This is a genomic window from Vibrio sp. THAF64, assembly GCF_009363455.1.
In the GTDB taxonomy this organism is placed as follows: Bacteria; Pseudomonadota; Gammaproteobacteria; order Enterobacterales; family Vibrionaceae; genus Vibrio; species Vibrio coralliilyticus.
Genome location: NZ_CP045356.1, coordinates 75126 through 90838 on the forward strand (window position 1 = coordinate 75126; position 15713 = coordinate 90838).

Below are 15713 nucleotides of genomic sequence, written 5' to 3' on the forward strand. Positions count from 1 at the left end.
CTCTGTTCTCAGGTACAGCCTTTATTCTATAAGTCCTCAAAAAAAAGCAAGTTAAAATCCAATAAAAATCACTTTTTGCATACATTTCTTTCAAGCTGAGATCACTGCCACTAAGATCGATTTGATCTTAATCTAGGGCCTAATTTTATTGATCGAAATCAATACACGAGCTTGGTTCATCTCGTTAAATACGCCACAACATATTGTGTCGGTAGAATAAAAAACAACCCTATATAGTGTATTTGTGGATAAGTCTGTGAGTATGTAAAGGGTAAGGAGAGAAGGTGAAACCAATCGTAATCAAGCGTGACGGCTCTAGAGCTCCGTTTAGCAGGGATCGCATTCAGGCTGCTGTTGAAGCAGCGGCAGAGCATGTAGATAAAGAAATCGCTATATACGCGCTGAATGTCGCACTAGCGGTGGAGCTGCAGCTTAAAGATCACGATGAAGTTCATATAACGGAAGTTCAGACGTTGGTGGAAAATGAGTTAATGCAAGGGCCTTATAAGTCACTCGCACGCTCGTACATCGAGTACCGCCATGATCGCGATATTGCACGAGAGAAGCAAAGCGCTTTGACTCGCGAGATCGAAGGGTTAATTGAAGAAAGCAATGTCGATCTGATTAACGAAAACGCGAATAAAGATGGCAAGGTTATCCCAACTCAGCGTGATCTACTGGCCGGGATTGTTGCTAAACATTACGCTAAAACGCACATCCTTCCCCGCGACATTGTTCAGGCACATGAGCAAGGCGATATTCATTATCACGATTTGGACTACGCTCCGTTCTTTCCGATGTTTAACTGCATGTTAATCGATTTAAAAGGCATGCTGACCCATGGTTTCAAAATGGGCAATGCGGAGATAGATACGCCAAAATCGATTTCTACAGCGACCGCCGTTACCGCACAAATCATCGCTCAAGTTGCCAGCCATATATACGGCGGCACGACGATCAACCGTATTGATGAAGTGCTTGAGCCTTATGTGATGGCCAGCTACGAAAAGCACCTTAGCATTGCTCAGGAATGGGACATTCATGAACCCAAAGCGTTTGCACGCGTTCGCACTGAAAAAGAGTGCTATGACGCTTTTCAGTCTCTGGAATACGAAGTGAATACGCTGCATACCGCCAATGGTCAGACACCTTTTGTCACCTTCGGGTTTGGCCTTGGTACTAGTTGGGCCTCGCGATTGATCCAACAATCGATTCTCAAGAATCGTATCGCTGGTCTAGGCAAAAACCGTAAAACGGCCGTATTCCCTAAGCTTGTCTTCGGGATCAAAGATGGTCTGAATCATAAAGCTGACGACCCTAACTATGACATCAAGAAGCTAGCACTTGAGTGTGCGTCTAAACGTATGTATCCAGACATTCTTAACTACGAAAAAGTGGTTGAGGTAACGGGTTCATTCAAAACGCCAATGGGATGTCGTAGTTTCCTAGGAACCTACGAGGAAAATGGTGAGTTGATCCATGAAGGTCGCAACAATCTAGGCGTTGTTAGTCTAAACCTTCCTCGAATTGCGATTGAAGCAAAAGGTGACGAGGGTAAGTTTTATGAGATTTTGAATACGAAGTTAGAACTCGCACGCCGCGCTTTAGAGACACGCATTGCTAGGTTAGAGAATGTGAAAGCACGTGTTGCACCAATTCTCTATATGGAAGGCGCTTGTGGCGTTCGCCTAAAGGCTGATGAACCTATTGCTAACATTTTTAAACACGGCCGCGCGTCTATTTCTTTGGGTTACATAGGTGTTCATGAAACCATTAATGCTTTGTATGGCAATCAGACACACGTTTATGACAACTCAGAGCTTCGTCAGAAAGCGCTCGATATCATCAAGCACCTTAAAGATAAGGTGAACCAATGGGCCGAAGAGTCGGGTTATGGTTACAGTTTGTATGGCACACCTAGTGAAAACTTATGTAGCCGATTCTGCCGCATTGATACGAAAGAGTTTGGTGTATTGAAAGGTGTTACAGAGAAAGGTTACTACACGAACAGTTTCCATCTCGATGTAGAGAAAAAGGTCAACCCATACGACAAAATCGACTTTGAAATGCCTTACCCGCAGATCTCGAGTGGTGGTTTTATTTGTTACGGCGAATTTCCTAACATGCAGCGCAATGTGGAAGCGTTGGAAAACGTTTGGGACTATAGCTACAGCCGAGTTCCTTACTACGGTACCAATACACCAATCGATGAGTGTTATGAGTGTGGTTACAACGGCGAATTTGACTGTACGAGCAAAGGGTTTACGTGTCCTAGCTGTGGTAATCACGACTCTACCAAAGTCTCTGTAACCCGCAGAGTGTGTGGTTATCTGGGCAGTCCTGATGCGAGGCCGTTCAACTTTGGTAAGCAAGAAGAAGTAAAGCGTCGGGTTAAGCATCTATAAAGCTAATGCGTGAATTGATTCAGTGACGAAAAGGGGGGCGGGGAGTCACTCGCCCTTTATCATCAGAGCGAAAGCATTTTCTCAAATATCCAACATCGGAAAACGTCATGAACTACCACCAGTACTATCCTGTGGATGTGGTTAACGGGCCGGGTACGCGTTGTACTCTGTTTGTCTCTGGCTGCATACATCAGTGCCGTGGGTGTTATAACCAATCGACACAGCGACTCGACTCAGGGGTATTGTTTACTCAACAAGCGGAAGACCAGATTCTGCAGGACTTAAAAGATACACGTATTAAGAGACGTGGGCTCTCGTTATCCGGTGGCGATCCACTCCATCCAGCCAATGTTACTGATGTTCTTCGGTTGGTAAAACGTGTACGCCAAGAGTGCCCAGACAAAGATATCTGGATGTGGACAGGTTATACGCTAGCCGAATTGACGGCGGCGCAACAAGAAGTAGTCGCGCTAATTGATGTTTTAATTGACGGCAAGTTTGAGCAAGAGAAAAAGGATCTCAACCTAGAGTGGCGTGGTAGCTCCAATCAGATTATTCACCGATTCAAGGTTTAGCTGTAAATCTTAGTATTATATTCTGACCGAACTCTTGATGTTGCAAATATGTTAATAATAAAAGGTTTTTATCCTGTTTTGCTCTTAGGCACTAAAATTTTATTTCTGAGTTAGAGGATTAAGTGATAAATTGACCACTGTTAATTGAATTTCAAAGGGTTATGACTTTCATGTTCTCTCATTTACCAACACCTACACTGGATCCCATCCTTTCTTTATCAGTTGCTTACCGCAATGATCCTCGTCCTGACAAAGTGGACTTGGGTATCGGCGTCTACAAAAATAGTACTGGTGAAACACCAATCATGAAAGCAATATCTCAAGCACAGGATATTGTGGTTGAAACGCAAAAAACGAAATCTTACGTCGGTTTGGCCGGTTGTGAAGAGTTTAACCAGAGTATGGTTGATTTGCTGCTGTCGGGCACTTCGGCCATGGATCGCGTTGCAGCCACCCAAACGCCGGGCGCTAGTGGTGCTCTGCGTATGTTAGGCGATCTAATGAAAGTCGCACAACCTGAAACGACGGTTTGGATCTCAAACCCTAGCTACGTTAACCATCGTCCTGTTATGGAAGCTGCGGGTCTTAAAGTGAAGCTGTACAGCTACTTTAGCCCTGAAACCAAACAGGTTGATACAGCGCGAATGTTAGAAGAATTGTCTCAAGCGGGACCAAAAGATGTGGTCCTTCTGCACGGGTGTTGTCACAACCCAACTGGGGCTGACATCGACTTTTCTGCTTGGCAGGCGGTGACGGAGTTATCGCAGAAAAACGGGTTTACTCCATTTGTCGATATTGCATACCAAGGTTTTGGCGACGGACTGGAAGAAGATGCTAAAGGCTTACGCTTTATGGCTGATAACGTTGAAGAGATGTTGATTACCACGTCTTGTTCAAAGAACTTTGGTCTTTACCGTGAGCGTACGGGTGCTGCTATAGTGGTTGGCAAATCATTACAGGATGTTGGCAATGCAAAAGGTAAGCTGTTAACGCTCGCACGTGCCACTTACACAATGCCGCCAGATCACGGTGCGGCATTAGTCAAAACCATCCTGCAAAGCGAAGAGCTGACAGGCGTCTGGAAGCAGGAACTGAGCGAAATGCAGCAGCGCTTGCTCAATCTTCGTCATACTTTGTGTAATGAATTGAGAAATACCCATAATACTTCACATTTCGATTTCATTGAAAGCCACAAAGGCATGTTTACTGTGCTAGGCTTTACTCAAGACCAAATGACGCAACTCCGTGAAGAATATGGTATTTATGGTGTTGGGGATGGTCGAATTAACATCGCAGGTCTGACAGAAAAAGATATTCCTTACGTAGCCGATGCGATAGTTAAAGTGTCTTAAGTTTCGCTTTAAGGCTCACCCTGATGTGGGCCTTTTTTAAAGCGGTCGTATCTTGTTATTGAGTTAGGTGATCGAATGAACAAAACATGGAAGGTTCTAATTCCAGTTATGCTTAGTGGTGGTTTGATGGCATGTTCAACGACAGGCCAGCAGCCAGTAGAGCCAGAGCAAAAACCACAGATTGAAGAGCCTAAAGTAGAGCAGCCAGAAAAAGAAGTTGAGAAAGAGACGAAGCCGGAACCTAAACCGGAAGTGAAGCCAGAAGAAAAACCAAAACCTAAGCCAAAACCGCAACCAAAGAAAACATCAGATGGAAAACTGATCCTTGGTGAGCAAGAATGGGTTTACGTTCCAGGGCTTGAAGAGAACTTCAAAGCGCGTATTGATACTGGTGCGACAACCTCATCGATCAGTGCCACGGATGTGGTGGAGTTCGAACGTGATGGCAAAGATTGGGTTAAGTTCAAAATTGAACATGATGGGGTTAAGAGTAAGGAGATCGCTCTTCCCGTTGAGCGCTGGGTTAAGATTCGTCAGTCCAGTGCGGAAAAATCAGAGCGTCGTGCTGTAGTCGAATCATGGATTCAAATTGGTGATCTGAAAGAGAAAACAGAATTCACGCTTGCAGACCGCACTCATTTGAAGTTTCCATTACTCCTCGGGCGTAGCTTCTTTAAAGATGTCGCGGTTGTAGATGTCAGTAAGAAGTTTGTTCAGAAAAAACATAAGTAGCCATTAAATCATTGAGCAAAACGGCACCTTTGGAAAGGTGCCGTTTTTTATTGTTTTACATTTCGTTTTTTGAAGGCGGAGCGAGAACTTAAATGCATATTCGGTTACCCTTCGCGGGTTCTTACAATCTTGTATCGGCATCAGACATTTCAAATCTAAAAACATAAACGTCTGAGTTAGAACGCCGATGAAGTCAGCTTAATCCAAGGAGCCCCCAATGAAGCATTTATCGATGGCAGTAGTTATCAGAGATGGAAAAGTTCTGATTCAGGAGCGCCACCGAAATACTCAAGGTATGATCATGGAATTTCCCGGTGGGGAAGTGGGCAGCAATGAGTCTGGTACAGATGCCGCCATTAGAGAGCTGCATGAAGAGACTCACTTGAGTGGACTATCTCACGTCGCCACGTATAGCGATATTAATGAGTATGGTGGAAGAATTTACTACGTTGTTCTTCATGCTGGTGAATCTGCACAACCCGTTGCTCATTCTGAAGAAAGGCAGCAAACCTTCCATTGGATGACAGCAGAAGAGATTCCAACACACGATTTTTATAAGGCTGATGTTAACTTTATTCAGCAACATTTAAACAAGCATCTTTGCAGAGAGTTGAAAGAGCTTGCATAGAAAAAAGGCCAATCACGAATGATTGGCCTTTTTGGTTATTGGATTTCCAACAACTCGACATCAAATATTAGCGTTGACGCTGGTGGAATTGGGCCACTTCCACCTTTGCCATAGGCTAGAGGGCTAGGAATGAAGAAGCGGAACTTGTCACCTTCAACCATGTAGGTTAGGCCTTCTTGCCAACCTTTGATCACTTGGTTGAGAGCGAATGAAATCGGTTCACCACGCTCAACAGAGCTATCAAACACAGTGCCATCGATTAGCGTACCATGATAATGCACCTTCACTTTGCTCTTTGCGGTTGGATTTACTGTGCCAGTGCCTTTGTTTAGCACAAGGTATTGCAGGCCGCTTTCCGTTGTTACCACACCTTCTTTTTCGCCATTCTCAAGAAGAAATGCTTGGCCTGCTGCAAAGTTTTGCTCGCCCGCTTTGCTGGTAACCATAGTGCGATAAATCATAAAGCCAGCTAGCACTAAAACGACGATTGGGATGATTATTTTAGACATGAGTCCTTTCCGTTTTTACTTAGGGTTGTTTTGAGTTAAATAGTTAATGGTCTTGGCGATGTCTTCAACATCTTTGTGACCGGATGTCAGCACCATATATTTACCGTTTACGATAAAGGTTGGAACTGAATTAATTTGACCTTTTTCAGTGATGTCTTCAGCAACTTGCATCGCTCTGAATAACTGTTTTTGCTGATCTTCTTTGAGTTCGTAAGGGCTAATTAGTCCGCGAGAATGGAAGGCATCATCGATGGCTTGCTTTTTCTCGGCCATTGTTGCGCCGTCGCCCATTTGAGCCGCGGTAAACAATTCATCCATCATTGATGGTTCTGGCTTTTTGCCCAATTGCATTTCGGCGGTGTAATAGATCATGGCGCCAACTTGTGCACTTTCGTTAAACGTCACGTGGATCTTGCCAATGTTTTGCTTGGTGAGCTCTTCCAATTGAGGCAAAACTGATTCCATCTTTTTACAGTGGCCACAATTGAGTGAGAAAACTTCAGTCACTTGAGGTAAGCGAAAGGTCGATAAGTTGACAGGAAGTTTTTGGAAGTGCTTACCTTCCTGTGGGACATCGCTATCTGCACAACCAGCCAAGAGAGCGGCAAATGCGATGGTCAGTAAGGTCATTATCTTTTTCATAGTGTGTTCTCTTTATTATCGCTGTTCACGCTGTGTTTTCAGCGAGATCACGGTAGGCGGATTTTACTCTTTCACGGCTAGTAACTAAATAGCAAACCGCGCGAAATGCTTATTAAATCATTTCAGAACGTTAAGTCGTCAACAGGCGATAAGCAAAGGGTTAAATTATAATTAAAGTATTCCAGAAGTTGCCGATATAAATGATGTATCGAAACGGAAACGAATGGTGGATCAATGAAATATTTTGCCTTACCTTTGCTCTTGCTCCTCACTGGTTGTGGCAATCTGGCTAAAGAAATGAGTTATCTAACGGATGACATGCTAGAGACTGCGCCAAAAACAGATTTCGAAGTACGATACCCGAATTGGGGTGACGCGCCTCAACTGGCTTCGTCTGGTGTGAAAGGACCAATGGGGCAGATGCGCACCACGAGCTACAGTGATTTGCAAAGTTTCCTATTGAAAAATGGTGTGGACTACGAGGTACTGCCGGGTAATCACATCATGGTTAAGTTAACCGATACAATCAAATTCAATACGGGTTCGTCAATGGTGAAACCGGACTCCATGTATTGGCTGGACATGATGGGCCGATACTTAGCAACACAGCCAGGAATTGATATTGTGATTGATGGGCACGCAGACAGTACTGGAGCGCCGACTTTTAATGACTCACTTTCAATGAAACGCGCCAAAGCTGTGAAAAAGCAGCTGGTTAGCAATAATGTGGCAATGAATTCTATCTACACACGCGGTTACGGTGAATATGTGCCAGCATGTTCAAACACAACCAGCGCCGGAAAAGCTTGTAACAGACGAGTAGAAGTCCTGTTTATCGTTTCGAATAACTGACCAAAAATTAGCGTAACTCAAAAGCCAAAGCTAGACTCTTCAAATACAACCTGATGTCGTTTCATCGGGTTGTATTTAGCCATTTAGTGTAGCGGAGAGTTTATGCTCCATCAGTCTGAGTTTTTATCAAAGCCCATTGGCGTATTTTTTGCCCACTTACTTCTTATCGTCTCTCCAATGTCAGTATCTGCGATGACTCTTACCATTGCCGTTGGTGGTGAGTATCCTCCATATCACTCTAAACAATTGCCTGGTTATGGTATTAACGCCCAAATTGTTACTGCTGCATTTAAAACTCAAAATGTAGAAGTAAAGTATGTCCACTTGCCAACTTGGAAAGAGGCATTTGATTTCGCAGCGCAGGGGAAGGCTGATGCAACAGCGCTATGGGAGCTGAATGAGGAGTACCAAGAATTATTCCTGATAAGTGATGTTGTGTATAAGATAAACGCGCATTTCTTCTACAAAGTAGACAAGACATTCGACTGGGATCGTGTGGAAGATCTAGAAGGTTTGAAGGTGAGCGCTTTGATTGGTGGCTACTACGGTGAACCGTTTGAAAAAGCGGAGCAAAGTGGAACATTGATCGTTGAACGAGTGCATGATGAAGCTGAAAACATCAAGAAACTGCTCGCAGGTACTATTGATGTGTCACCACTGTACATTACGCACGTCAACTATGTACTTAAAAGTGAAGGGCTAGAGTCGGAAAGAGAGCTTCTGGCTTACCACCCTAGGCCTCTTTTTGTGAATACACTGCACCTGTTGCTGCCCAATCAAAATCCTGAAAGCGTACAGAACTTGATGACTTTCAATGAAGGTCTGAAAGTCATCAAAAAGAGTGGCAATCTACAATCTATCCTCAACGCACATCTCAATTATTGACGTACCCTCAGTGCACAAGCTAATGGGCTATGGCCATTGCCAGTAATGTGACTGGATGGATAGTCTCAAGTTGTGTGTTCTCTTCAATTTGCCATTTGCAGGTTTCGCAATCCGTGATAGCAAAGTCCGCCTCAGCTGATTTAATCGACTCAAATAGATGATGGCCAATTTTCATGGAAACATCATAGTTTTCTTCTTTAAAACCATAAGTTCCTGCCAGACCACAGCATTCGCTATCAAGGACGATCAATTCCAATCCAGGTATTTGTTTTAGCACTTCCAAAGTGAATATGACATTACCACTTCGTTCCAGATGGCAAGGTGTGTGGTATACGACCCGTTTGTTGAGCGGTTTCATATTCAACGTATTACCATTCATAAACTCCTTTAAAAGGAACTTAGTGATGTATTCAATACGATGGCTGACATGATCATTTTCAACGCCCAAAACATGCGGGTATTCCTGCTTGAGCGTAAATGAGCAAGTTGAAGACGTTGAAAGCACTGTATGATCCCGCTCAATAACGGCCTCTTCTATATTTTTAATGTTTAGTTCTGCATTGCGACGAGCCTTACTATGAAAGCCGTTCGCAATCAGTGGGACACCACAGCACTTTTCCTTTTCCAATAGTTGTACGCCGATGCCTAGTGCGTTGAGAACTTTGATCAGATCCTTTCCAAGCTGAGGGTGGTTGTAATTGACAAAGCAGCCGTGAAAGTAGCTGATTTGACGAGGATAGCTTGCTTGATCCGACACCTGTTTTTTGTACCAGCGACGAAATGTTCCGTGTGAGTATTTGGGTAACGATTTGTGATCGTGAATACCCACTGCTTTATGCATGATTTTTTTGACAGGCTTGTTGTCCGTTACTTTATTGATTATGGGGGCAACAGGGGTAGCCAAATTCCCGAAAAGATCGGTATGACTGAGGACAAAATCTCTAATGAGTTTCGGGCTCAAAGTTTTCTTCGCGTATTTTCCTCTTGCCACGGCAATAATGTCACCAATGTTGACGCCAGAAGGACAAGCCGTTTCGCAGCGTTTGCAGTTGGTACATAGCTTTAATGCTTCATCATAATAGTCGGCGTTTTTAATCCGCAGTCGCTCTCCATCTGGCCCAGATTGCTTAGGGCCGGGGTAGAGCGGGTTTGCTTTGGCTACTGGGCAGTAAACAGTACAAACGGTGCACTTAATGCAATGATCAAAACTGGTAACCTGAGGAGCGTGATCAGCAAAATAGGTGGTCATACTAAGGCCTCCTCTGACGTTATGGCATGGACAATATTACTTGCTACATGGAAAGCGGTTGCGATGGCAACACCGCCTCCACAGCCTTGTTGTATAGGATCGTAATGAGATAATACTGAACCGCAGCAGTGTAAGTTACGAACCGTTTGACCATTTAGAGTCGGGTTAAAGTGGTCATCAGTGACCACACCAAATTGCATAAATGGGTGTGAAGACTGGCTGAAAAAGTCTTTATCTCGCCATTGGCGCCGGTCTTGATGATAATGTACATCTAAGTCGAATATTGGTTCGACAACCCGATTCGATTCAGCAACCAAACCATGGCTAAAGTAACTCCCTGAAGCGAGCACGTAGTGTTTGGCGATGAGCGGAAACTCTTCTAAGTTGGCTGTCTGTATTGATCGAATGGCCTTTTTATCCTCGTGCCAGTGTGCGGAAATAACTTTGTCACCTTTGAGTTGCACTCCACCCATTTTGGTAAACATGCCTTGTAATGCTTCTTCTAGCCTAATTCCTAACAAGGAAGGTGGCATTGTCGGCACTTCATGGAAACGCAGTTGGGTCTCGCTTTGTAATCTTTCCATCAGCGTAAGGCCGTCGCCATTTCCCATGATAGCAGGGAGAATGACAAGATCATCCACCGTCGCTCCTGCGCTTAACTGATGTACAAGGCTCGAAAATGCTTTGGGCTGTTTGAGTATTCGAGCGATATCGATGGAACGCAGTTCATTCGGATTTTGTCGTAGAGAATCAAAGCCGGGAATACGAACCGACAGTATTTTCTTTTCGACTTTGTTGAACTCTTCAATTTGGTTCAAGTTATCGAGAGCGAGTTGAGGTTGAAAATCACGAAACCCGTCAATAGAGACTAAAACGAACCTCTTGAATGACGAATGGGGGATGTGCTGATGCACAAATGGTTGTGACAACCATGTGGGTTTGAGTGTCCCCAAAGGTGTTATTCGATGGTGATTATGACCATTTTTGCTTGATGACAGCGAAACCCCAGCCTGATTAAGTAGAGTCTGAAACCATAACATTGCACGTTTCACCTCAGAAACAGATAGCTTGCTATAAGGGTGCTCAGGTGAAAGCTTTTTGAGAGCATCAATACTTTCAAAAGGGTCTGTCACTTCCAAGCCATTTGGTAGGTGTCCAAGTACATCAATTGAACCCGAGGAGAAGTGCAGGGAGCTGTGGCCTTGATTAATCAAGACCGTTTTCAACCCAGATTCCAAACATTTTAAAGCTGAGCAGTAACCAGCTATTCCGCCTCCTATAATAGCAACATCGTACTTCATCTGGGTTCCTCCTTAGTTTCGTTGTGAGGAAGTATTTGACCAGCACCAAACAAACCTTCGTAAATCCAATGGCTAAATTCGGCTTCTCTAAGCGCATCGCCCCAGAAGATGGGCTTAATACCTTTCCATCTTTCTTCAAGGAATTCATTGAGAAGTTGACTGCACTGATTACCACTATGGTTGGCGTACTGGTTAAACAAACTTGCAGCGCGATAACTGCAAAGCTCTCCCTGGCAAGGCCCCATTCCAAGACGCGTGCGGCGACGCAAATCGACCAGAGTGTGCACATTGAGTTGTTTAATCGCGTATTCTATTTCTCCTGCTGTGACCATTTCACATTCGCAAATAACGGCTTGTTTTTCTGCACTTTCATCCAGAAAGTCAGTAACACGTTCACCATGTCGATAATGCGCTGATTCGTAGACAGGTTTTACGATACTGGCTGTTTTCTTTGGCTTGTTCACTGGTTTGTTTGAGCCGGGAAGAGGCTTGATGTGTGTGGTGCATGGCTCATTAACAGATAGCTTCTCGGCTAACAAATCTGTCGCCCATTCAGCCATTAGGCGGTAGGTCATGAGTTTGCCGCCAGTAATGGTAGTGAAGCCTTTCAGGCCATCTCGCTTTTCGTGATCAAGTAATACGATGCCTCGGCTGATGTTGCGTCCGCTGCCGTCATCGTCGACTGAAACCAATGGTCGTACACCTGCATACGCGCGGAGTACTCGAGTATTAGCCATAATAGGCGCGAGCTTCGCGCCTTCTCTCAGCAACACGTCGACTTCTCGCTCGGTAACATGCAGGTCATCTATTTGATCGTAATCGATATGCTCTGATGTAGTACCAATGAGAGAAATGGTGTCACCGGGAACCAATATATCGGCGTCTGAAGGTTTTCGGCAGCGATTGATTACGAGATTGTTGATTCGATAATCGAGTATGAGTAACGAGCCTTTTGCCGGGAACATCTTGATGCTGAGATCGGCATACTCGCAAATGTTTTGTCCCCATATACCAGCGGCGTTGATGACTTGCTTGGCAAATATCTGAAAGGATTCGTTCCTCAGAGTGTTGTAGCAGTTCACGCCGAGGACGGTGTCTTCATGACGTATTAAGGAGGTGACTCTGGTTTTATTGAATAGACGCGCTCCGTGCTCACTGGCATCTAAAACATTAGACGCGCATAAACGAAATGGATCTAACGTGCCATCGGGGACTTGGATCGCGCCTAATAGGTTAGGGTTGGTGTTGGGCTCAAGAGCAAGTGTTTGTTTTGTTGTTAACCGCTTTGTTTCGATCCCTGCTTCACTGCATGCGCTTATAAAGGTGTCCTGAAATTTAATATCGTCTTCAGGCAAAGTAATAAAGAGTCCTGTTGTCTCTTCTACACAATGACTCGCGATTGACTTTAGTATGCGGTTTTCTTGAATACACTCTTTTGCTGACTCTTTGTCTGTGACGGCGTAACGAGCGCCTGAGTGAAGTAAGCCATGATTACGTCCTGTTGTTCCTGACGCAATGTCATCTTGTTCTAGCAGAACGCAGTTGATTCCCCGTAATGCGCAGTCTCGCATGATTCCTGTACCTGTTGCGCCTCCACCGATAATGACTACATCAGTTTCGAACCGTTTAACCATAGTAAAGTTGGCCTTTGGTGAAATATCCATAATTATAATGTGCCATTAATTTCATTTTGTTTTCGGTATCTTGTTCACAAATGAGCGAACGAGTGTTTAATGGTTGTTGTGTTACTAGTAAACAATCAGGTTTGTTTTCAATTAGTCAAAATACGGGCAGGCGTACACTGTTTAAACTGTCAAAAAGTATACGTAACAATAGCTCAACATATGTCGGGGTAGTGATTAGAGTAAATACACCTGTTTTTATTAAAGGCCTGGTGGGCATAAGTCTTAGCGGGTAAGCGTTCAGATGATATGAGAATAGTGTTAATAGTGAATCTGAAAGTGAAGATCAAAAAATTGATTTAATTAACAAAATAGAGAACATAAAAATAACAAAATGTGCTCGAACGCTCATTAATGGGGAGTGAAAGTTTAATCTCACGCTCATGTATGCAAAATACAATGCGCAATCAATAAAAAAACTAAATTGCACATATTAATGTAAACAAGGACTCTTACTATGACTAATAGAAAACCAACCTTACTTGGTGAATGTATCGCTGAGTTTATAGGTACTGGACTGTTGATATTCTTTGGCGTTGGCTGTGTAGCCGCTTTAGTACTGGCGGGCGCTCAGTTTGGGCAATGGGAAATCAGTATTGTCTGGGGCTTTGGGGTTGCGATTGCTATCTACTGTACAGCAGGTGTGTCAGGAGCGCACATTAACCCGGCTGTGACGATTGCATTGGCTGCTTTTCATGGATTTGATAAAGCAAAGGTTGTTCCATACATCATCGCTCAAATGTTAGGCGCTTTTTGTTCAGCTGCACTGGTATACAGTCTGTACAGCAATTTGTTCGTCGATTACGAAATTGCACATGGTTTTGCTCGCAGTAGCCAAGATGCACTGGCCACGGCAGGAATCTTTTCTACATACCCTCATGCGTCGTTGTCATTTGCAGGAGCGCTAGCAGTTGAGTTTGTTATCACAGCAGTTCTGATGTTTGCTATTTTGGCGCTCGGTGATGAAAACAACGGTGCCGCACGCGGTGCAATGAACCCTCTACTTATCGGTGTTTTGATTGCTGTGATTGGTGGTTCTCTTGGTCCACTAACAGGTTTCGCAATGAACCCTGCACGTGACTTTGCTCCTAAGTTGTTTGCATACCTTGCAGGTTGGGATTATGCGCTCTCAGGTGCTAAAGACATTCCATACTTTATTGTTCCTATTTTAGGTCCGATTGCTGGCGCATGTTTTGGCGCTTGGGCTTACCCGAAATTTATCGCTCAATACCTACCGAATACAGGTACAGGTTGCACGATTCCAAATCAGTGTGAAGACACTGAAGAGAATCAAGAAGCGCATGTTTAATACTAAAATTACTAATAGAAATATAGAAACGAAAAGGAAATGATCATGACTGAGCAAAAATACATAGTCGCGCTAGATCAGGGCACCACAAGTTCAAGAGCGGTTGTACTAGACCACGACGCAAATATTGTTAGCGTTTCTCAGCGTGAGTTCACTCAGATTTACCCAGAAGCGGGTTGGGTAGAGCATGATCCAATGGAAATCTATGCAACACAAAGCTCAGTGTTGGTGGAAGCATTGGGTAAATCAGGTATTCGTAGCGACGAAGTAGCCGGTATTGGTATTACAAACCAACGTGAAACAACCATTGTTTGGAACAAAGAAACAGGCAAACCGATTTATAACGCGATTGTTTGGCAATGTCGTCGTACTGCTGCAATCTGTGAGGATCTCAAACAGTGCAATTTAGAAGAGTATATTCAAGAAAATACGGGCCTAGTCTTGGACCCTTACTTCTCCGGTACCAAAATCAAATGGATTTTGGACAACGTTGAAGGTGCACGTGAAGATGCTGCGGCTGGTAAGCTACTGTTTGGTACGGTTGATACTTGGCTGGTATGGAAGATGACTCAAGGTCGTGTTCACGTAACAGACTACACTAACGCGTCACGTACGATGCTGTTCAATATCAATACACTTCAATGGGATGAGAAACTGCTTAAGGAAATGGACATTCCGTTGTCTATGATGCCTGAGGTGAAGAAATCATCAGAAGTGTACGGTCAAACGAACATTGGTGGTAAAGGGGGTACGCGTATCCCAATCGCTGGTATTGCGGGTGACCAACAAGCAGCACTGTACGGTCAGATGTGCGTCAACGCAGGTCAGGCGAAAAATACCTACGGTACGGGTTGTTTCCTTCTAATGAATACCGGTCAGGAAAAAGTGACCTCAAAGAATGGGCTTCTAACTACGCTTGCTTGTGGACCTGCGGGTGAACCTGCTTATGCATTGGAAGGCGCGGTCTTTATGGGTGGAGCATCGATTCAATGGTTGCGTGATGAAATGAAGCTTTTAGCAGACGCAAAAGATTCTGAATATTTTGCGACTAAAGTAGACACATCTAATGGCGTTTATGTAGTACCTGCCTTTACTGGTCTTGGTGCTCCGTACTGGGATGCATACGCACGTGGTACCATTGTTGGACTGACGCGCGGCGTAAACTCCAACCACATTATCCGTGCGACACTAGAAGGTATCGCTTACCAAACACGTGACGTCCTTGATGCAATGCAAGCAGACTCCGGAATTAAACTTGAAGCACTTCGTGTTGATGGCGGCGCGGTTGCGAACAACTTCTTGATGCAGTTCCAATCGGATGTTCTTGATACACAAGTACTTCGCCCTAAGGTCACAGAAGTTACGGCGTTGGGCGCTGCTTATCTTGCAGGCTTGGCAGTTGGTTTCTGGGATAGCTTAGATGAAGTGGCGGACAAAGCGGAAATCGACAAGACATTTGTTCCTCATCACGATGAAGAAAAGCGTAACCGACGCTACAAAGGTTGGAAGCGTGCCGTGAAGTGTGCTCAGGCTTGGGCAGACATGCACGACGAAGAGTGATACAAAAACGCCCCGGACATGTCCGGGGCGTT

General features: G+C 44.4%; 14 protein-coding genes. 9 read left to right on the top strand and 5 right to left on the bottom strand.

Annotation, left to right across the window (positions count from 1 at the left end):
• The first annotated feature begins 284 nt into the window (after positions 1 to 284).
• The 5 genes from nrdD (at position 285) to FIU99_RS16885 (ending at position 5692) form a co-directional block, all read left to right on the top strand.
• Positions 285 to 2405 carry an anaerobic ribonucleoside-triphosphate reductase gene (gene nrdD / locus FIU99_RS16865; protein WP_006961098.1) on the top strand — a complete coding sequence of 707 codons (2121 nt, stop codon included), beginning with the start codon at positions 285 to 287 and terminating at the stop codon, positions 2403 to 2405.
• Between the two features lie 107 nt (positions 2406 to 2512).
• Positions 2513 to 2980 carry an anaerobic ribonucleoside-triphosphate reductase-activating protein gene (gene nrdG, locus FIU99_RS16870; protein ID WP_006961097.1) on the top strand — a complete coding sequence of 156 codons (468 nt, stop codon included), beginning with the start codon at positions 2513 to 2515 and terminating at the stop codon, positions 2978 to 2980.
• 170 nt (positions 2981 to 3150) lie between these two features.
• Positions 3151 to 4332, top strand: a complete 1182-nt coding sequence (locus tag FIU99_RS16875; RefSeq protein ID WP_006961096.1) for an amino acid aminotransferase — start codon at positions 3151 to 3153, stop codon at positions 4330 to 4332.
• Positions 4333 to 4407: 75 nt separating this feature from the next.
• Positions 4408 to 5064, top strand: coding sequence for an ATP-dependent zinc protease (locus FIU99_RS16880; protein ID WP_039952107.1), 657 nt, complete (start codon positions 4408 to 4410; stop codon positions 5062 to 5064).
• Between the two features lie 217 nt (positions 5065 to 5281).
• On the top strand, positions 5282 to 5692 hold the full coding sequence (locus FIU99_RS16885) for an NUDIX hydrolase (protein ID WP_006961094.1): 411 nt from the start codon (positions 5282 to 5284) through the stop codon (positions 5690 to 5692).
• A 35-nt stretch (positions 5693 to 5727) separates the two neighbouring features.
• Here the strand turns inward: FIU99_RS16885 and FIU99_RS16890 are convergent, their stop codons facing one another.
• Together FIU99_RS16890 and FIU99_RS16895 are read right to left on the bottom strand one after the other, a co-directional pair.
• Positions 5728 to 6201, bottom strand: coding sequence for an FKBP-type peptidyl-prolyl cis-trans isomerase (locus tag FIU99_RS16890; RefSeq protein WP_006961093.1), 474 nt, complete (start codon positions 6199 to 6201; stop codon positions 5728 to 5730).
• A gap of 15 nt (positions 6202 to 6216) precedes the next feature.
• Entirely contained in the window at positions 6217 to 6843 is a 627-nt protein-coding gene (locus FIU99_RS16895; RefSeq protein ID WP_006961092.1) for a thiol:disulfide interchange protein DsbA/DsbL, read from the bottom strand.
• A gap of 234 nt (positions 6844 to 7077) precedes the next feature.
• On the opposite strand from FIU99_RS16895, the gene FIU99_RS16900 reads away from it, so the two are divergent.
• Positions 7078 to 7695, top strand: coding sequence for an OmpA family protein (locus FIU99_RS16900; protein WP_006961091.1), 618 nt, complete (start codon positions 7078 to 7080; stop codon positions 7693 to 7695).
• 102 nt (positions 7696 to 7797) lie between these two features.
• On the top strand, positions 7798 to 8580 hold the full coding sequence (locus FIU99_RS16905) for an ABC transporter substrate-binding protein (protein ID WP_152472415.1): 783 nt from the start codon (positions 7798 to 7800) through the stop codon (positions 8578 to 8580).
• A gap of 19 nt (positions 8581 to 8599) precedes the next feature.
• On the opposite strand, the gene glpC is transcribed toward FIU99_RS16905, so the two are convergent.
• The 3 genes from glpC to glpA are packed head-to-tail and all read right to left on the bottom strand — an operon-like array spanning position 8600 to position 12764.
• Entirely contained in the window at positions 8600 to 9829 is a 1230-nt protein-coding gene (gene glpC / locus FIU99_RS16910; RefSeq protein WP_006961089.1) for an anaerobic glycerol-3-phosphate dehydrogenase subunit GlpC, read from the bottom strand.
• The gene (glpB, locus tag FIU99_RS16915) at positions 9826 to 11130 is read right to left on the bottom strand and encodes a glycerol-3-phosphate dehydrogenase subunit GlpB (RefSeq protein WP_006961088.1); all 1305 of its coding nucleotides are present in this window, start codon (positions 11128 to 11130) and stop codon (positions 9826 to 9828) included. Before glpB ends, glpC begins: the two co-directional genes overlap by 4 nt.
• Entirely contained in the window at positions 11127 to 12764 is a 1638-nt protein-coding gene (gene glpA / locus FIU99_RS16920; protein WP_039952226.1) for an anaerobic glycerol-3-phosphate dehydrogenase subunit A, read from the bottom strand. Before glpA ends, glpB begins: the two co-directional genes overlap by 4 nt.
• A gap of 505 nt (positions 12765 to 13269) precedes the next feature.
• On the opposite strand from glpA, the gene FIU99_RS16925 reads away from it, so the two are divergent.
• Positions 13270 to 14121, top strand: coding sequence for an MIP/aquaporin family protein (locus FIU99_RS16925; RefSeq protein WP_006961086.1), 852 nt, complete (start codon positions 13270 to 13272; stop codon positions 14119 to 14121).
• A gap of 45 nt (positions 14122 to 14166) precedes the next feature.
• The gene (glpK, locus tag FIU99_RS16930) at positions 14167 to 15681 is read left to right on the top strand and encodes a glycerol kinase GlpK (protein ID WP_006961085.1); all 1515 of its coding nucleotides are present in this window, start codon (positions 14167 to 14169) and stop codon (positions 15679 to 15681) included.
• Positions 15682 to 15713: the final 32 nt, after the last annotated feature.